This window comes from Hafnia sp. (genome assembly GCF_036648275.1).
In the GTDB taxonomy this organism is placed as follows: Bacteria; Pseudomonadota; Gammaproteobacteria; order Enterobacterales; family Enterobacteriaceae; genus Hafnia; species Hafnia alvei.
Genome location: NZ_JAVXIQ010000016.1, coordinates 19318 through 37432 on the forward strand (window position 1 = coordinate 19318; position 18115 = coordinate 37432).

General features: G+C 49.2%; 15 protein-coding genes. 11 read left to right on the top strand and 4 right to left on the bottom strand.

What is annotated here, in order from left to right; genetic code table 11:
* Nucleotides 1–31: 31 nt before the first annotated feature.
* From glnP to ybiO, 3 genes are all read left to right on the top strand, one after another.
* A complete protein-coding gene (gene glnP / locus RSC70_RS14250) occupies nucleotides 32–700 on the top strand; it encodes a glutamine ABC transporter permease GlnP (RefSeq protein ID WP_025798130.1) in 669 nt (222 codons plus the stop codon).
* Entirely contained in the window at nucleotides 697–1419 is a 723-nt protein-coding gene (gene glnQ / locus RSC70_RS14255) for a glutamine ABC transporter ATP-binding protein GlnQ (RefSeq protein WP_025798128.1), read from the top strand. Before glnP ends, glnQ begins: the two co-directional genes overlap by 4 nt.
* Before the next feature lie 252 nt (nucleotides 1420–1671).
* A complete protein-coding gene (gene ybiO / locus RSC70_RS14260; protein ID WP_332542822.1) occupies nucleotides 1672–3894 on the top strand; it encodes a mechanosensitive channel protein in 2223 nt (740 codons plus the stop codon).
* A gap of 50 nt (nucleotides 3895–3944) precedes the next feature.
* Here ybiO and rlmF read toward each other — a convergent pair whose 3' ends face one another.
* Complete coding sequence (gene rlmF, locus RSC70_RS14265) at nucleotides 3945–4892, bottom strand: 23S rRNA (adenine(1618)-N(6))-methyltransferase RlmF (protein WP_025798118.1); 948 nt, start codon at nucleotides 4890–4892, stop codon at nucleotides 3945–3947.
* Between the two features lie 239 nt (nucleotides 4893–5131).
* On the opposite strand from rlmF, the gene RSC70_RS14270 reads away from it, so the two are divergent.
* From RSC70_RS14270 to yejF, 6 genes are all read left to right on the top strand, one after another.
* Nucleotides 5132–5767 (top strand): flavin reductase family protein, encoded by a 636-nt coding sequence (locus tag RSC70_RS14270; RefSeq protein ID WP_103009970.1) that lies wholly within the window; start codon nucleotides 5132–5134, stop codon nucleotides 5765–5767.
* A 295-nt stretch (nucleotides 5768–6062) separates the two neighbouring features.
* Nucleotides 6063–7655 (top strand): cyclic di-GMP phosphodiesterase, encoded by a 1593-nt coding sequence (locus tag RSC70_RS14275; protein ID WP_332542823.1) that lies wholly within the window; start codon nucleotides 6063–6065, stop codon nucleotides 7653–7655.
* A gap of 254 nt (nucleotides 7656–7909) precedes the next feature.
* Nucleotides 7910–9736: an extracellular solute-binding protein gene (locus tag RSC70_RS14280; RefSeq protein ID WP_332542824.1), complete on the top strand. Its 1827-nt coding sequence runs from the start codon at nucleotides 7910–7912 to the stop codon at nucleotides 9734–9736.
* Nucleotides 9737–9747: 11 nt separating this feature from the next.
* The gene (locus RSC70_RS14285) at nucleotides 9748–10845 is read left to right on the top strand and encodes a microcin C ABC transporter permease YejB (RefSeq protein ID WP_332542826.1); all 1098 of its coding nucleotides are present in this window, start codon (nucleotides 9748–9750) and stop codon (nucleotides 10843–10845) included.
* Nucleotides 10845–11867, top strand: a complete 1023-nt coding sequence (locus tag RSC70_RS14290) for an ABC transporter permease (RefSeq protein ID WP_040044626.1) — start codon at nucleotides 10845–10847, stop codon at nucleotides 11865–11867. The genes RSC70_RS14285 and RSC70_RS14290 overlap by 1 nt, the downstream gene beginning before the upstream one ends.
* Before the next feature lies 1 nt (nucleotide 11868).
* Complete coding sequence (gene yejF, locus RSC70_RS14295) at nucleotides 11869–13476, top strand: microcin C ABC transporter ATP-binding protein YejF (protein WP_332542828.1); 1608 nt, start codon at nucleotides 11869–11871, stop codon at nucleotides 13474–13476.
* Nucleotides 13477–13556: 80 nt separating this feature from the next.
* Here the strand turns inward: yejF and RSC70_RS14300 are convergent, their stop codons facing one another.
* Nucleotides 13557–13952, bottom strand: a complete 396-nt coding sequence (locus RSC70_RS14300; RefSeq protein ID WP_040044628.1) for a YejG family protein — start codon at nucleotides 13950–13952, stop codon at nucleotides 13557–13559.
* Between the two features lie 1139 nt (nucleotides 13953–15091).
* On the opposite strand from RSC70_RS14300, the gene RSC70_RS14305 reads away from it, so the two are divergent.
* A complete protein-coding gene (locus RSC70_RS14305) occupies nucleotides 15092–15427 on the top strand; it encodes a hypothetical protein (RefSeq protein WP_040044629.1) in 336 nt (111 codons plus the stop codon).
* A gap of 86 nt (nucleotides 15428–15513) precedes the next feature.
* Here RSC70_RS14305 and RSC70_RS14310 read toward each other — a convergent pair whose 3' ends face one another.
* A complete protein-coding gene (locus RSC70_RS14310) occupies nucleotides 15514–16725 on the bottom strand; it encodes a Bcr/CflA family multidrug efflux MFS transporter (RefSeq protein WP_332542829.1) in 1212 nt (403 codons plus the stop codon).
* A 109-nt stretch (nucleotides 16726–16834) separates the two neighbouring features.
* Entirely contained in the window at nucleotides 16835–17557 is a 723-nt protein-coding gene (gene rsuA / locus RSC70_RS14315; protein ID WP_115102265.1) for a 16S rRNA pseudouridine(516) synthase RsuA, read from the bottom strand.
* Between the two features lie 313 nt (nucleotides 17558–17870).
* Between rsuA and RSC70_RS14320 the strand changes: the two genes are divergently transcribed.
* Nucleotides 17871–18110, top strand: coding sequence for a YecH family metal-binding protein (locus RSC70_RS14320; protein WP_046450255.1), 240 nt, complete (start codon nucleotides 17871–17873; stop codon nucleotides 18108–18110).
* Nucleotides 18111–18115: the final 5 nt, after the last annotated feature.

Consider the following 18115-nt stretch of genomic DNA (forward strand, 5'->3'; position numbering starts at 1 on the left):
AGGTTGTTTTTAGTTTCCAGGAGAATACAACATGCAGTTTGAGTGGAGCGCCATTTGGGACGCTATTCCTATCCTGCTCGAAGGGGCCAAGCTGACGCTGTGGATTTCAGTGGTCGGTTTGCTTGGTGGCTTAGTTATCGGCTTAGTGGCAGGTTTCGCCCGTGCCTATGGCGGCTGGTTAAGCAACCACATTGCGCTGGTTTTCATTGAGCTGATTCGCGGCACCCCTATCGTGGTGCAGGTGATGTTCATCTACTTCGCGCTTCCGATGATGTTACAGGCTTTCATGCCGGTACGTATTGATCCGCTCACCGCCGCCGTTGTCACCATCATGATCAACTCCGGCGCGTACATTGCTGAAATCACGCGTGGTGCGGTGCTCTCAATTCACAATGGTTTTCGTGAAGCCGGTTTGGCTCTTGGCCTCTCCAAACGCGATACCCTGCGTTATGTGATCATGCCGCTGGCATTACGCCGCATGCTACCGCCGCTGGGCAACCAATGGATCGTCAGCATCAAAGATACCTCTCTGTTTATCGTCATCGGCGTTGCCGAATTGACCCGTCAGGGACAAGAAATTATTGCCGGAAACTTCCGCGCAATGGAGATTTGGAGCGCAGTCGCGGTGATTTATCTGATCATCACATTGGCACTGAGCTATGTATTACGTCGTCTGGAAAGAAGATTGAAAATAATATGATTGAATTTAAACATGTTGATAAAAGCTTCGGTCAGACTGCGGTACTGCATGACATTAACCTGAACATTAATCAGGGCGAAGTGGTGGTTATTATCGGGCCGTCGGGTTCAGGAAAATCAACGTTGCTGCGCTGCATCAACAAGCTAGAAGAGATCAGCGCGGGTCAGCTGATTATCGACGGCATGGACGTGAGCGACCCTAAAGTCGACGAGCGTTTGATTCGCCAAGAAGCTGGCATGGTTTTCCAACAGTTTTATCTGTTCCCACACCTCACCGCGCTGGAAAACGTGATGTTTGGGCCAATCCGTGTTCGCCACATGAAGAAAGAAGATGCGGAAAAACGCGCACGCGAGCTGCTGGCGAAAGTTGGCTTGTCTGAACGTGCCGATCACTATCCGTCTGAACTTTCCGGCGGTCAGCAACAGCGTGTGGCTATTGCCCGTGCGTTGGCGGTTAAGCCGAAAATGATGCTGTTTGATGAACCCACCTCTGCGCTCGATCCAGAACTGCGTCATGAAGTACTGACGGTGATGAAAGATCTGGCTGAAGAAGGCATGACGATGGTTATCGTTACTCATGAAATCGGCTTTGCGCAGAAAGTCGCATCGCGTTTGATTTTCGTCGATAAAGGCCGTATCACCGAAGACGGTGAGCCTGACGCGTTGATCACCAACCCGCCAAGCGATCGCCTGCGCGAATTCTTACAACACGTTTCATAAAGCCTCATCACGCTAACAACCAGGGCGCATATCCAGCGCCCTTTTCTTTTGCGCAAATCTGATTATCACCTCAATTACGCACGAATCGCTCACGAATACTCAGCAAAATCTGCTAGTTATTCCTATACTTAAACGTATACCGCTCAATCATCCCCGCTATCGGCAACGATAAGCGAGGGTTTGATGCCTATATCGTTCAATTAAAACCCCATCGCCAAGTCCTGTTTTCCGCTTGTTTAATGGAGCTTTTTTATGCCACAGGGAGCCCGCCTTATCCCCTCTTTTACTCGGTACCTCGTTTTACTCACCGTTCTCTTTTTTTTATGCTCAGCCAGCGTGAATGCCGTTGAACCCCAAAAGGAAACGGATTCAAAAGCGGCCTATTCTGCATTAGCTGATATTCTGTCTGATGCTACCAGCCGCGATGCGCTGATTGCTGAACTGCGTGACAGTGCCAAAACCGGTAAACCTTTGGCTGAAAAAAGCGCCAGTACTGTTCCTACTGAAACCCGCGATGAAACCTTTGCTGACCAGCTAGACTCCAGCATTCAAGGGTATCTCACCATCGCGCAGAGCAAATTAGACAGGTTGATCATGGCGCTGAAATCGCCGCCGCATAAAGCGTTTAATCCCCAAACGTTTTGGCCTGCCCTCACCCATTTCTTGTTTACCGTTGCGGTGACCTTTGCGCTATTTTTAGCGATTCGTTTTTTTGCTACGCCGTTTTATAAGCGGATTGGCAGTTGGGGGCACAAAGCGCGTGAGAAGCGAGCAGACTGGGCTCGACGCCCAACGGCGATTATTAGCGCGTTCATTATTGATTTACTGATCTTGCTGTTTTGTGTCACCGCCGGAAATATTATCGCGACCACCTTCGGGACTAACAGTCCGGTAACCATGCGCCAGCAAGCCCTTTTTCTGAATGCCTTTGCCCTGATTGAATTTTTCAAAGCCATATTGCGCCTGATATTTGCGCCAAAATTTGACTATCTGCGCCCGTTTCCCTTCAGCGATGCAACCGCAAAATATTGGAATACGCGGCTGGCATGGCTGAGCGGCCTCATTGGTTATGGGTTGATGGTGGTGGTGCCTATTATTCAGGTGCAGCTCGGGGCTTCATCTGCCGTGCTGGTGAACTTCTGCATTATGTTGGCTCTGACCGTTTATGCGATTGGCCTGATACTGGTCAACCGCCTACGGATACAGAAAGAAATCGCCGCGCTTGGAAACCGCTCGCTGGCTTTTTTCGGCGTTTTTTTGCATGCGCTTTCACACATTTGGCATATTCTGGCCATCGTTTATTTTCTGGTTCTGTTTTTACTGTCGCAGTTCGACCCCGGCAGCAGCCTCGCCTTCATGATGAGTGCCACGATTAAAAGCCTGATCGTCGTTGGCTCCGGTGCGCTTATTTCAGGCCTGCTCACCCGCTGGATCTCACGCCGCATCACGCTGCCTGCCGACATCAAGCTCAAATATCCGATGCTTGAACGGCGCGTAAACTCCTATATTCCTAGCGCGCTGCAAATCATGCGGTTTATCGTTGTGGTGGCGATCCTGCTGTTCCTGCTCGATGCATGGCATATATTCGGCCTTCGGGCATGGCTAGACTCGGTAACCGGTGAAAAAATTATCAGCGGATTGGTTCATATTCTGCTGATCATGTTTATTGCCGTTCTGGGTTGGACACTGCTCGCCAGCGTGATTGAACATCGGCTCAGCCTCGAAATGGACAACCCCAAGCACCCTGGTGCTCGTGAACGCACGCTGCTGACGCTATTTCGCAACGTGTTATCTATCGTCATTACCACGATTACCGTGATGATTATCCTGTCACAGATTGGCATCAACATTGCGCCACTGCTAGCGGGCGCTGGAGCATTAACGCTCGCCGTCAGCTTTGGTGCTCAAACGTTGGTTAAAGACGTCATTAACGGCATATTCATCCAGTTTGAAAACGGCATGAATACCGGTGAATACGTCACCGTATTTGGCATTACCGGCACCGTCGAGCGCATGACCATCCGCTCTATCGGCCTGCGGGATGATTACGGCGTTTATCATCTGGTGCCCTACTCGTCGATCACCACCGTAGCCAACTATGCACGTGAATTCGGCGTATACCGCGCCAACTACGTGATTAGTCGCGATGAAGATATCGAGAAAGCCAACGAGGTATTGAAACAGGCCGTCGCTGAATTACGCGATAATCCGCGCTTAAAAAGCTTACTTATTGGTGAACCTGCGTTTAACGGCGTGGTGAAATTGGATGATGTGTCATTTACGCTACGCACGACAATTCGCACCGTTGCACTACAACAGTGGACGATTCAATATGCGTTAGACAAACTGGTGAAAGAGCATTTCCAGCGGGCTGGAATTAAAACGCCACATCAAAATGTTCAAATCAGCTATGCAGCACCGGAACAACCGACTTTGTTACCACCGCAGAACGATACAAATGACGTTGAGAGATAATGGGTAAGAATGCCTCTCCATGTGGAGAGGCATTAAAGATTGCGTGGAGATTAGCGGATTTTGCGCTTGTTCTCTGGCAAGAACGTCCATGCGATAAAGCGGCTGACTTTCTGCCCTTGAGACATTTCAATGGTGCGAACGTCTAGCGCTTCCACCTCTTCCAAGGCTTCATAAATCGCGGGCAAGTTCTCCTGACGAGAAACCAAACTGGTGAACCAACCAACCTGCTTGGCAAAAGATTCGCTCTCTTCAATCATTTTGGTGATGAACGCAACCTCACCGCCTTCACACCACAGCTCACCGGCTTTTCCACCGAAGTTCAGCACCGGTGCGCTAGCATCGCGACCCAAGTTAGTTAGTTTACGACGGGTGCCGCTCAGCGCATCTTCCGCAGAACGGTGGAACGGCGGATTACACATCGTGGCGGCATAATGCTCACCGCTCTTGATCGCGCCTTTCAGAATTTTGTTCGGGTCTTGCTGCTGACGCAGACGAATATTTTTTGCCGCCTGCGGGTTTGCCTTGATAACGGCACCCGCTGATTTTAGCGCCACCGCATCGACTTCAGTGCCGGTAAAGCGCCAGCCATACGCGTGCTGGCCAATCAGTGGATAAATACAGTTTGCGCCGACGCCAACATCAAGAATGCACACATTCTGTCCACGAGGCACCTGATAGCCATGATCTGCGGCCAGCACATCAGCCAAATAATGCAGATAATCTGCACGACCAGGGATCGGTGGACACAGGTAGCCTTCAGGAATATCCCAGTGTTCGACCTGATAAAAATGCTTCAGCAATGCGCTGTTTAACGCTTTCACCGCCAATGGCTCGGCAAAATCAATGCTGTCATCGCCCCATTGGTTGCGGAAAACAAACGCTTTTAGCTCCGGCGAAGTCTCGCATAAAGTAGGGAAATCATAACGTTCACGATGAAGGTTACGAGGATGCAAATTGGTTTTCTGTGCAGGGAAGTTCTTCTTCTTTGGATTTTTCATTCGGCGATTTCGATCAACGTTAAGACATCATGAGTGTATTCCCCCTATGCGCTTTGCCGCCTAAAAGCCGCCAGCAGCGTCGGTCAGAGGAATAAAATAGGGAAATTAGCCGGAGTATACCCTAAATGGTTGGCGTTGCGTTAAGGCGGAGAGTCAACGTAGCCACACCGATAGCACCAAGCTGTGCCTATTTATGCTGTAAGCTGTCGCTAACTCTGTTCAATGCGTAAGGATGTCATATGTCTTCACCCTTTGAGTATTACAGTTATCAGCCTCGCCAAGGGCATGGATTAAGCCACGATCCGCTCAATGCCATCATCGGCCCTCGTCCAATTGGCTGGATCAGTTCAATCAGCGCCGACGGCAAACACAATCTGGCACCCTACAGCTTTTTCAACTGTTTCAGCTATCATCCGCCGGTGATTGGTTTCGCCAGCAGCGGCTGGAAAGACAGCGTGGCGAACATCAATGAAACCGGTGAATTTGTTTGGAATCTCGCGACGATAGAAACGGCAGAAGCCATGAATCAAAGCTCCGCGGCGCTCCCACGCGGGGAAGACGAATTTGTATTTTCCGGCGTGAATATGCAGGCCAGCCAGTGGGTCAAGGCGGCGCGCGTTGCGGAAAGTCCGGTCAATTTTGAGTGCAAGCTAACGCAATGTATTCAGTTGCAAGACCAATATGGTCAGCCATTTGATTCGTGGCTGATATTAGGTGAAGTTATCGGCATTCATATCGCGGAAAATCTACTCAACGATCAAGGCGTATATCAAACCGCGGCGGCAAATCCTATTTTGCGAGCCGGAGGCCCTTCGGCCTATTACACGATCAGCGATGAAAATCGCTTTGATATGCTCCGGCCGATAATAAAATAAAACGTTTCAAACGGTTAAAAAAAACACAGTTAGATATATGAAGCCTTTTATATAAAATATATTTGGCTTCAGCAAGTTAGCTAAGCAACGAGCAGAGCATCACCACGGTAATTCACATTAAATAAACATTTTTCATTTTTAATTAATCCTCCCGCAATAGAATTATTCATACCAAAAAGAAATATCCCTGTATTTATTAATGGAAATATCATATTTTCTGTTTAGAAAAATCCTAATCTATAACGACAGGTGTTCCGAAATTATTCAGGACCCGAATTTATCCAGGAACAGTGGCATGGTTTTACCCTCAGCCTTGTACAGAAAGCCCGTTTCAACATCATTACGTATCTTGATATCAACGTTAATTGCGGCACTTGTGGCCATTATTTTCGTTATTCTGGCTGGGCATGCCATACAGCACCAACGCCAAAACCAGCAATATGAATTGGCAAAAACAGGGCTAATGTACGCCACACATTTGGCCGATGACTTAGACCAAAAAATGGTCTCGCTTCTTCCTCTTACCGCGCTCGACTGTGAAAGCGTGGTGAATACCTTAGCAAGCAAAGCCGTATTCAGCGGCGGCGTTCGAGCCTATATTCTGGTTCGTGACGGCATTGCCGTTTGCTCAAGCGTCACACATAGCATGTCATCACCGGCATCCAAAATTTATCCCAAGCTTGATCTAAATCGTGATTCCGACATGGTGCTACAGCAAGGAACGCCGCTGGTTCCCGATCGTCCCGTGATTGCATTTTGGCACTCTATCGGTGATGGAACTCGCACCGGCGTGTTGCTGACGCTGGATATCAATCCCGCGCCCTACATGCTGTTTTTTAGCCGTGAACGCACCATCTCAGGCCTCGCGCTTACCATAAAAGATCGTGCTATCAGCACTTTTGAGCCGAAAATCGTTGCCGAGAACGCGCTGCCCGCCCATCCCGATATTATTATGCAGGATGAAAAGAACCGCTTTACCTTCCGTCTGTATGGCAGCCCGCTGTCAGCCGGCGATTTAGGCCTGCTTGGTCTGGTGACTTTGCTGGTTGCCATGGTCGCGTGGCTAATCACCTTCTATGTACTATCGCAACAAAGACGGCTTGACCGCGACATTTTACAAGGGATCAAGCGCGGTCAGTTTTTCCTTGTTTACCAGCCAGTCATTCACTCAGAGACTCAGCTGCCGGGGGGATTTGAAGCGCTGATTCGTTGGAAACACCCTAAACTAGGGTTGGTTCCACCAGACGAATTTATTCCCTACTGCGAATCCGAAGGGCTTATCGTTCGTTTGACCCAGCACATTATGGAACTGGCGGCTCAAGATGCGCATCGGCTGATCGATGTCGTGCCTAAAGGCACCAAGTTAGGGCTGAATATTTCTCCCCTACACATGACGCTAGACAGTTTTAAAGCTGACGTGCGCCATTTCCTCGATTTGATGCCGACCGAGCATTTCATCCCGCTGTTCGAAATTACCGAACGCAGCATGGTGCAAGACGGCGGCGCTGAGAAAATTTTCGATTGGTTGCACGATTGTGGCATTGAACTGGCTATCGACGATTTCGGCACTGGCCACAGCGCACTGATTTATCTCCAGCGCTACAAAATTGATTATTTAAAAATAGACCGCGGCTTTGTGAACTCTATCGGCTTAGAAACCGTCACCGCGCCGGTGTTAGATGCGGTTCTGGAATTAGCACAAAAGCTGAAGTTACAAATCGTTGCCGAAGGGATAGAAACGGAGGAGCAGGCCGAATACCTGCGCCAGCGCCACGTAGATTATTTACAGGGTTATCTCTTCTGCCGGCCTCTTCAGTTGGAACAGCTGCGTGATTACTATCAACGATACGATTGCCACCCACTGAGTGCCAACGATAAATCGGTCTGAGAAGCGTCGTTTTGCAAAGAAGTTAGAACAAAAGTTAGAACAAAAAGTGCAATGAATTGAAACTTTTATCCCTTGCTTGGCATAACATTGCTATTCTTGGTACATCCGCAGGGTTGCGGAGCATTCAATGGCGTAAAACGCGCTAGCCGCATAGTCTGCATAGTCATAATTGCGCCGCGTAGCCATTGTTGACCTGATTGATATGTCATATATGCCTAGAGCATTCTAGGCGTTAAGCAGGAGCTAACACATTCATGTACTCGCGCCTTCTAAAGACCTTGTGCACGGTGGTCCCCATTGTGGCCGCCTTCAGTTTCAACCTTCGCGCAGACGTCATTAACGAAAGCTACGCTTTTGCTATTTTAGGCGAACCCAAATACAGCAGTGACTTCACTCACTTCGACTATGTCAATCCCGCGGCTCCCAAGGGCGGCGATATTACGCTTTCTGCGCTCGGCACCTACGACAGCTTCAATAGCTACGCCTCACGTGGCCACTCGGCGGTGCGTGCTAACCAGCTGTACGACACGCTGTTTACCAATTCCGCCGATGAAATTGGCAGCTACTATCCGCTGATTGGCGAAACCGTACGCTATGACGACAAATTCAGTTGGGCAGAAGTTAACATTAACGCCGACGCACGTTTCCAAGACAACACCCCGATCACCGCACAGGACGTCCAGTTCAGCTTTAATAAATTTATGACCGAAGGCGTACCGCAATATCGGAGCTATTACCAAGGCGTAAAAGTTAAGGCGATTTCTCGATTAACCGTGCGCTTTGAACTTCCCAAGCCCGACAAAGAGATGATGCTCAGCCTGATTGGCGGCTTAAAGGTGATGCCAGAAAGTTTCTGGAAAAACCATAAATTATCCGAGCCACTCAATACGCCGCCGCTCGGCAGCGGCCCGTACCGTATTTCTGATTATCGCCTCGGCCAGTTTGTCACCTACTCGCGGGTCACCAACTATTGGGCGGCCAATTTGCCGGTCAACCGTGGGCAATATAATTTCGACACCATCCGCTACGACTATTATCTGGATGACAAGGTGGCCTTAGAGGCCTTCAAAGCGGGCGCTTTTGATTTCCGCATGGAGACGTCACCCAAAAATTGGGCAACACAGTATAGCGGCGGAAACTTTGCCAAAAACTATATTGTTAAATCCGACGAAACCAATCAATCGGCACAGGATACACGCTGGCTAGCCTTCAATACCCAACGTCCTATTTTTGCCGATAGGCGCGTACGTGAAGCGATCTCATTAGCATTTGACTTCGAGTGGATGAATAAAGCGCTGTATTACGACGCCTATCAGCGCACTAACAGCTACTTCCAAAATACCCAGTATGCCGCCCGTGGTTATCCTGATTCTGCTGAGCTGGCGTGGCTTGCGCCGCTGAAAGGCAAAATTCCGGCGGAAGTGTTCAATCAGGTTTATCAGCCTGCCGCCACCGACGGCAGCGGCAACGACCGAGAAAATCTACTGAAGGCTACCAAACTGTTAGAAGAAGCCGGTTGGACGATAAAAGACCAACAGCTTGTCAACAAAGCCACCGGAAAACCCTTTGCCTTTGAGCTTTTGCTGCCAAGCAGCAGCAATTTCCAATATGTGATGCCGTTTAAACACAATTTGGAAAAGCTCGGTATTACGCTGAACCTGCGTGAAGTTGATACCTCGCAATACAGCAACCGCATTCGTTCTCGTGATTTTGATATGTTCCCTACCGTATACGGCGGCATGAACTATCCCGATCCTTCGCTGAAAATTCTCTGGCGCTCAGACTACATCAGCTCAACGTGGAATAGCGCGGGCGTGCAAGATCCCGCGGTTGATAGCTTGATTGATAGCATCATTAGCCATCAAGGCCAGCCAGACGCCCTGCTGTCGCTCGGACGCGCATTAGACCGCGTGCTGACGTGGAATTACTACATGCTGCCCATGTGGTATTCCAACCATGACCGCATTGCCTACTGGGATAAATTCTCGATGCCGGCTCTGCGCCCAGCATACGATCTCGGCTTTGATACTTGGTGGTATGACATCAACCGTGCGGCGAATCTACCGCAGCAACGGCGTTAAGAGGTGTTCTGATGACCGCTTATCTTATTCGCCGTTTGCTTCTGATCATTCCCACTCTGTGGGCCATCATCACCATTAATTTTTTTATTGTGCAAATTGCCCCCGGTGGCCCGGTTGATCAGGCCATCGCCAATATCGAAATGGGGCAAAACGCCGGTTTTGGTGCCGGTGGGGGCGAGCATGTTGGCGCTGCGCACACGGGTATTGCCGCCAGCAACGTTGGCGAAGGCCAATATCGTGGCGCTCGAGGCCTCGATCCTCAGATAATTGCTGAAATCGAAAAGCGCTTTGGCTTCGACAAACCGCTCCACCAGCGTTACTTCGATATGCTGTGGAACTACATTCGCTTTGATTTCGGCGACAGCTTGTTTCGTGGCGGCTCCGTGATGTCGCTGGTTAAGCAAAGCCTGCCGGTGTCCATCTCTCTCGGGTTATGGAGCACTTTAATCATTTATCTGGTATCGATACCGCTAGGCATTCGCAAAGCCGTTCACAACGGCTCACGGTTCGATACCTGGAGCAGTACGCTGATTATCATCGGCTACGCTATTCCTGCGTTTTTATTTGCCATCATGCTGATTGTGCTGTTTGCTGGCGGTAGCTATTGGGATTGGTTCCCGCTGCGCGGCTTAGTTTCCAGCAACTTCAGCTCGCTATCGTGGTATGACAAAATCACCGATTATTTCTGGCATATCACGCTACCGGTGCTTGCCACCGTGATCGGCGGTTTCGCCAGTTTAACTATGCTAACCAAAAACTCCTTTTTGGATGAAGTTCGCAAACAATACGTAGTTACCGCACGCGCCAAAGGGCTGGATGAAAAAAAGATCCTTTATCGCCATGTGTTCCGCAACGCCATGTTGCTGGTTATCGCAGGCTTTCCCGCCACCTTCATCAGCATGTTCTTCACCGGTTCGCTGCTTATCGAAGTGATGTTCTCGCTCAATGGTTTAGGATTGCTAGGCTATGACGCTATTTTGCAGCGCGATTATCCGGTGATGTTCGGTACGCTGTATATTTTTACCCTGTTGGGATTACTGCTGAATATCATCAGCGACATCACGTACACGTTGGTCGACCCGCGTATTGATTTCGAGGCTCGCCACTGATGAAACTCAACCCAATCAATCAGGCACGCTGGCAGCGTTTTAAAACCAATCGCCGTGGCTATTGGTCAATGTGGATCTTCCTGCTGGTTTTTATCATGAGCCTAGGCTCAGAGCTGATCGCCAACGATAAGCCGCTTCTGCTGCGTTATGACCAACACTGGTACACGCCATTTTTGGTCAACTATCCTGAAACCACGTTCGGCGGCGATTTCAAAACCGCTACCGATTACCAAGATCCGCTGATCCGCAGCAATATTGAGCAACATGGCTGGGCGATTTGGGCACCAATTCGTTACAGCTACAACAGCATCAATTTTGCCACCGAGGTGCCATTTCCGTCACCGCCGTCTGCTCAGCACTGGCTCGGCACCAATGAAAACGGCAACGATATTTTAGCGCAGGTGCTGTACGGACTCAGAGTTTCTATTTTATTTGGCCTGATGCTGACGGTGCTTTCTAGCGTGATTGGCATTACCGTGGGCGCCACACAGGGCTTTTACGGCGGAAAAGTCGACCTTATTGGGCAGCGTTTTATCGAAGTCTGGTCAGGCATGCCAACCTTATTCCTGATTATTTTGCTCTCCAGCGTGGTTCAGCCCAACTTTTGGTGGCTGCTGGCGATAACGGTAATTTTTGGCTGGATGGGATTAGTTGGCGTGGTGCGTGCAGAGTTTTTACGCACGCGAAACTTCGATTATATCCGTGCCGCACGCGCCATGGGCGTTGGCGACCGTACCATCATGCTGCGCCATATGCTGCCCAATGCGATGGTCGCAACGCTGACGTTTTTACCGTTTATTCTGTGCGGCGCTATTACCACCCTCACCTCGCTCGATTTTTTAGGCTTCGGCTTGCCTACCGGTTCTCCATCGCTCGGCAGTTTACTGCTACAAGGTAAAAATAACCTGCAAGCACCTTGGCTCGGCATTACCGCGTTTGCCGTGCTGGCAATCCTGTTATCGTTGCTGATCTTTATGTTCGAGGCGGTACGCGACGCCTTCGACCCATCGAAGGTGAATTGATATGGCTAAACTTTCACAGCATCCACTGCTCAGCATTCGCGATCTGAACATTTGCTTTCGCAGCGGTGAAGTGACACGTCCGGTGGTTAACGGCGTTTCGCTGGAGATCAACGCGGGAGAAACGCTCGCCTTGGTCGGGGAGTCAGGCTCAGGAAAAAGCGTGACTGCGCTGTCTATTTTGCGCTTGCTCTCATCACCTCCCGCCGAATATCCCCAAGGCGATATTCTGTTTAACGGCCAATCTTTGCTGCATGCCACAGAACCCTACTTACGCAGCATACGCGGCAATGAAATCGCTATGATTTTTCAAGAGCCGATGGTTTCGCTTAATCCCTTACACAGCATTGAGAAACAGCTCGCTGAAGTACTTTCTTTGCATAGAGGCATGCGTCAAGTTCAGGCGCGCGCGGAAATCCTTCGCTGCTTGGAGCGAGTTGGGATCCGTTCGCCAGAAAAGCGTCTTGGTGATTATCCCCACCAGCTCTCCGGCGGCGAACGTCAGCGCATCATGATTGCTATGGCGATTTTAACCCGCCCTAAACTGCTGATTGCCGATGAACCCACCACCGCGCTGGATGTTTCCGTGCAGGCGCAAATTTTAGAACTGCTGGCAGAGCTCAAGCAGGAGCTGAATATGGGGATGCTGTTTATCACCCATAACCTCAACATTGTGAAGCGCTTAGCCGATCGCGTAGCCGTTATGCGTGATGGCAACATTGTAGAAACCGGAGAATGCCAGTCGCTGTTTGCCGCCCCGCAGCATCCCTACACCAAACAATTGCTTGATGCTATTCCCTCAGGCGATCCCGTTGCGCTCCCGCAGCCAACGCAAACGCTGCTGGAAGTTAAAGATCTCAGCGTAAAATTTCCTATTCGGCAAGGCATTCTACGCCGCACGGTCGGCTATAACGCCGTGGTTAATCAGCTTAATTTCACGCTGCGTTGTGGGGAAAGTTTAGGCCTAGTGGGGGAATCGGGGTCAGGTAAAAGCACCACAGGGCTGGCGCTGTTACGCTTGCTCCCCTCACAGGGAGAGATTTGGTTTGACGACACGCCCCTACATCAGCTGAATTTAAAACAGCTTCAGCCTTATCGCAGCCAAATCCAAGTGGTGTTCCAAGATCCCTATTCGGCGCTAAACCCGCGTTTAAACGTGCAGCAAATTATTGCCGAAGGGTTGCAGGTCCATCAGAAGCTCAGCGCGCAGGAACGGGAACAGCGTGTGATTAGCGCCATGAACGAAGTGGGTCTTGATCCTGAAACGCGCCACCGCTACCCAACGGAGTTTTCTGGCGGACAGCGTCAACGCATTGCGATTGCGCGCGCGCTTATTCTTGAGCCACGTTTGCTGATTCTGGATGAACCCACGTCATCGTTAGACAGGTCGGTGCAGGCGCAAATTTTAGCCCTGCTGAAAAAGCTTCAGCAACGCTATCAGCTCACCTACCTGTTCATCAGCCACGATTTACAGGTCGTTCGCTCGCTGTGCCATCAAGTGATGGTTATGCGTAATGGAAAAGTGATTGAGCACGGAGACTGCGCAGAGGTATTTGCTCACCCCGCGCAAGATTACACTCGGCAGCTGCTAGCATTTGCAGACACGCCGTGACTGGAAAAATAGGCAGGTTGATTTAAACACCGGCAGCCTGATGGGCGTGCCGGTATTCTGCTCTAAGCGCCTTTCAACGGTCAGAACGGATACTGGGCGACAATCGGTTCAGCAATAGCCACACCGACGTTTTTTAGGCGACACATCGCCGCACTTTCATCTTCAAGATGAACAAATAGACAAGGTTCACCGTCAAGCTCAACGACAGAGCAGTTTACCTGCATCTCTTGTAAAGACTGATTCAGACGTTTCATGATTTGCCAAGCTGCTTCTCCCTCTTCACTCAGGAGCTTCAGGCCAATCAAACTATTATTATCAATAACGTTATTATCGATAACAGTATTATTAACGTCCGTATTCTCAGCGCCAGTCGTTTTCGCCAAATAAATGGGTTCAACCTGCACACCGGTGAGCCCTGATGACCAGCGGTAGCTCTGAGGCAACCGGTGGACTATCGAAAGCTGGAAACTATTCACATTTTTACCCTGATTAAAAACTAACTACAATTTTTTCACAAAAAACTCACATCGTAAACCACAGATCGCACTATTTAGGCTATTTGATGACTTAATCGTCATTTTATTGTGGTTTTGTTTATTACATTTCGGTAACACCAAAGTAAAAACGACAGAAACAACGATCAATCTGGCACTACCCCATTTTTTCTACACAAATACCACGATGGGAGGAAGTTCTGCTGCTGCGGTTATATGTATACTTTTCTCTTTATTACCACAACCATTTTTGTTTCATTTTAATTACTTTGTCGTATTTTTCAATTTACATAAGAAATACAATAATTCCCTGAATCTCGATCAAAGAAATTAGCTAATCATTTGTTTTAAAACAATATTAATCGATGGTTAAATAATTAATAGTTTTAATGTTTTCTTTGTTTTTAAGGGTTTCTATCTGTTTTGGTAAAAAATACTGTTAACAAAATGAAAAGCCCACAACAAAATCGCACGAAAAATATAGTTAGCATGATTATGTTTTCATGGGGATTTATAAATTAGGAAAGCGTTTGCTTTTATTTGAAGAGAAGCCGTTTACGATGGAGGGTATTAATAGAAAAGTATGCAGTAATGCCGTTTAGTTTTTTTGACTGCCTGTACGGCAATGAACTGTAGAATATTCGCATAAAGCTTCGAATAAATCAGATCCGTAACTCATTTCTCACTGCATAACCCTTTTTAATGTTCCCGATGAACACTTATATAAAATCAATGAGTTATAGGTAGGCGAAAAAAAAAGGATTGGCTGGAAAATAAAGTTTTTTCGCATTTTACCCCCCTCATTTCCGAGAAGTTGATTCCATATCTAACAGTAACTCACTGTAAATGCATCCAGCCCGTTTCATTGCTGAAATTACAAGCATATAGTTTTCTGGCTACGGAATAATCCGTAGTCGGATTAGCGTTCCGCAATACATCTCTCGACAGCACTATGCCATAATGGAGTGCGCTTAGACTCACCCGAACAATGGTGGCTCAGGCAGGGGCTTCGCAAGAAGCACTGATTTCGAGAGTGTCGGTGACGCTAACCCTATCTGAGCTGCCACCCGAGTTTAGCGTCTCAGTGGTAGTCATTAAATAAGTCACTCTCGAGGTTTAAAATGACTCAATCTATTTATGATGCAACACACCAAGACGACTCCATCACCATTTTTCGCGCTCTGATTGCCGATCTCCGTTTTGATAATCTTAGCGATACCCAACTTTGCGATCTCAGCGGCGTTGCCGCAGAGTCTGCTGAAGGCTTATGTCAGGGGTTATCGTATTTAGGTGAATCGCTCGAGAATGGCGTTCAAATTCCGCAGGAAAGTTTGGCGCAGGTTAGCGCTTGGCTGAAAGCATCAGCCCATCTGATCCCTGCATTGCTGGCGCTGTGTGAGCAGGCAAATACACGCTTGTTGCATATCCAAAATCATATGCCAAATAAAGCAGTGTAATCGTTAGCGCAAGTAATGATAGTTAGTGAGTGCAATGATCGTTAATGGCCTCCCCGCCTACTTTTATCAGCGGGGAGCCAAAACACTTAGGCAGGATCGATACGGTTGCTAGCCTTAGAAGGCCTTGATGCATACAGGAACAGCATCATGGCCGCAAAGATGCACAGGAACATCGAGCTCACCATCGGCCATTCGCTTCGAGCAGAAGCAAGCGCCAGTAGCGTCCCCACTACGGCACCCAAGCTAAAACGCAGCGTTCCTGCCAGCGAGGATGCGGTGCCTGCCATATGTGGGAAATCGTCCAAGATCACCGCCATCGCGTTAGATGTGATCATTGCGATACAGCCAACATAGGCGGCAACACCAATCACCAGCGACCAGAAGCCTAAGCCCAGCATGGCGGTGATCACTAACCAAATGCCCATCACAAACTGTACTATCAGACCAAAGCGCAGCATGTTGATCGCACCAAAACGACGTACATTGCGGCTATTAATCAGCGTCATGATGAACAAGAAGACAATATTCAGCGCAAAGTAATAGCCGAAATGCTGCGGCGATACGCCGTTAAGATCGATATACACAAATGGCCCCGCGCTGAGGAACGAGAACATTCCCGCAAAAGAGAAGCCACTGGCTAACATGTAACACAGCACGCGTTTATGACGGAACAACGAGGCAAAATTCCCCAGCGCTGTGCGTAAGCGAAACTTTTGCCGTTTCTCTTTGGGTAGCGTTTCTTTGATGAAAATTGCCACCAGCACGGTGCCCAAAAGCGCAGCCCCCGCCATCGCCCAGAAAATCGCATGCCAGCTAAACCAAATCAGCAGCGCTCCACCCATAATCGGTGCAAGCAACGGCGCAATGGTCATCACCAGCACCACAAAGGACATCATGCGAGCAAAATCATCCTTGGTGAACATGTCGCGCATCAGCGCATTAATCACCACACTAGCAGCCGCAGCGGCTAAACCGTGGATCAAACGCATCACAATCAGCTGATCGACCGACTGCGCCATCGCACATGCGGCGCCCGCCAAGGCGAAGAACAACGTGCCATACATAATGACCGGTTTACGCCCAATGCTGTCTGCCATTGGGCCATAAAGCATTTGTCCAAATGCAAAACCCAGCGTGTAGGCGCTAAGCGTCATCTGTACATCACCACTCGGCACACCAAATTGTTCGGCAATCACCGGCATACTCGGCAAATACATGTCGATTGCCAGCGGCATCAACATTGATAACAAACCGAGGATCAGGATCAACCCAAAATGGGAACTACGGGGTGTCTGCACGCAGCATCTTCCTTTTTAATAAATAATTTATACCCAAAATAATTGGCGTTGCGTCACGGCGGCCAACGCGTGCCGCCAACACAGAAGCAACGTTAAGTATGACGGGTAATTAATCTTTCGCTAACAGTTCAGCAGGCAAACCTACGCTGGCGATCTCTTCCTCGGTCAGAGGACGATATTCACCCGGTTCGAGATCTTCATCCAACACGATGTCACCGATACGTTCGCGGTGCAGCTCCACCACGCGGTTGCCCACTGCGGCAAACATACGTTTTACCTGATGATAGCGGCCTTCACTGATCGTCAAACGCACCACGTTGGCATCAAGCTGCTCGAGCGTGGCAGGCTTGGTGAGATCTTTTTCGCCGTGCAACTGCACGCCTTTAGCAAACTGCTCGGCGGTATCGTCAGCCAGCGGATGTTCCAGCGTCACTAAATAGGTTTTATCGCACTGATGTCTTGGCGATGTAATCCGGTGCGACCACTGGCCATCGTCGGTCAGCAGCACCAAACCCGTGGTGTCCAGATCCAGACGCCCTGCCGCATGCAGTTTCTCCGCCAACGGTTCTTCGATGAAGTAAAGGATCGTTGAATGATCGGGATCGTCAGTGGAGCACACATAGCCCTCTGGCTTATGCAGCATGAAATAACGCGGGCCGTGGATCTGTTCCAGCACCTGACCATCAAAGGCCACTTCTTGTTCTGGGGTGAGCTTGTGCGCACCGCTTTTTACAACTTCGCCGTCTACAGTGACGCGTTTAGCACGCAGTTCTCGGGCGATCAGCGCACGGCTGATACCTAACTGCTGAGATAAAAACTTGTCCAGTCGCATGGAACCTGCTTTGTATTTCTATAAGAATCGGAGGGTTTCATTGTGCGCACGCAGCATGGCTGTCTGAATAAAAGGACGGCCTAAATATGCGGGCATCGTTTGGAAACCAAAGAAGAACCGCGGATTATAGCGACTCTTCACCCTCACGCCTATCTTAAGCGTAGTTTAATTCACCCTATTCGGCTCAAAGCCCGAGCGAGATTGTTTGCTTGGCGATAAGTTAGCCAGCGGGCTGAATTGCTAAACGACGCTACCCAGCGTCATGCGGTATAATGACGACCTTCATCGAACATAAATTACAGGAATTACTCAGATGTCATCTATTCACGGTCATGAAGTTTTAAACATGATGATTGAGTCTGGCGAACAATTTTCAACAGAAAGTCTGGTTGCCACCATCGAACAACGTTTTGGCGCCGATGCCCGTTTCCATACCTGCTCACAGCAGGATTTAACGGCAGCGCAGTTGGTGGAATTCTTGGCTTCTCGCGGCAAATTTATTCCTAGCGACAGTGGTTTCAATACCCACAGCAGCAAAATCTGCCAGCACTGATTATA

Bases quoted from the DNA above. Each gene is read 5' to 3' on its own strand.
- RSC70_RS14270 (WP_103009970.1), top strand. From the start codon at position 5,132: ATGTCTTCACCCTTTGAGTATTACAGTTATCAGCCTCGCCAAGGGCAT.
- rsuA (WP_115102265.1), bottom strand. From the start codon at position 17,557: ATGCGACTGGACAAGTTTTTATCTCAGCAGTTAGGTATCAGCCGTGCG.
- RSC70_RS14280 (WP_332542824.1), top strand. From the start codon at position 7,910: ATGTACTCGCGCCTTCTAAAGACCTTGTGCACGGTGGTCCCCATTGTG.
- rlmF (WP_025798118.1), bottom strand. From the start codon at position 4,892: ATGAAAAATCCAAAGAAGAAGAACTTCCCTGCACAGAAAACCAATTTG.
- glnQ (WP_025798128.1), top strand. From the start codon at position 697: ATGATTGAATTTAAACATGTTGATAAAAGCTTCGGTCAGACTGCGGTA.
- RSC70_RS14285 (WP_332542826.1), top strand. From the start codon at position 9,748: ATGACCGCTTATCTTATTCGCCGTTTGCTTCTGATCATTCCCACTCTG.
- glnP (WP_025798130.1), top strand. From the start codon at position 32: ATGCAGTTTGAGTGGAGCGCCATTTGGGACGCTATTCCTATCCTGCTC.
- yejF (WP_332542828.1), top strand. From the start codon at position 11,869: ATGGCTAAACTTTCACAGCATCCACTGCTCAGCATTCGCGATCTGAAC.
- RSC70_RS14305 (WP_040044629.1), top strand. From the start codon at position 15,092: ATGACTCAATCTATTTATGATGCAACACACCAAGACGACTCCATCACC.
- RSC70_RS14320 (WP_046450255.1), top strand. From the start codon at position 17,871: ATGTCATCTATTCACGGTCATGAAGTTTTAAACATGATGATTGAGTCT.
- RSC70_RS14290 (WP_040044626.1), top strand. From the start codon at position 10,845: ATGAAACTCAACCCAATCAATCAGGCACGCTGGCAGCGTTTTAAAACC.
- RSC70_RS14275 (WP_332542823.1), top strand. From the start codon at position 6,063: ATGGTTTTACCCTCAGCCTTGTACAGAAAGCCCGTTTCAACATCATTA.
- ybiO (WP_332542822.1), top strand. From the start codon at position 1,672: ATGCCACAGGGAGCCCGCCTTATCCCCTCTTTTACTCGGTACCTCGTT.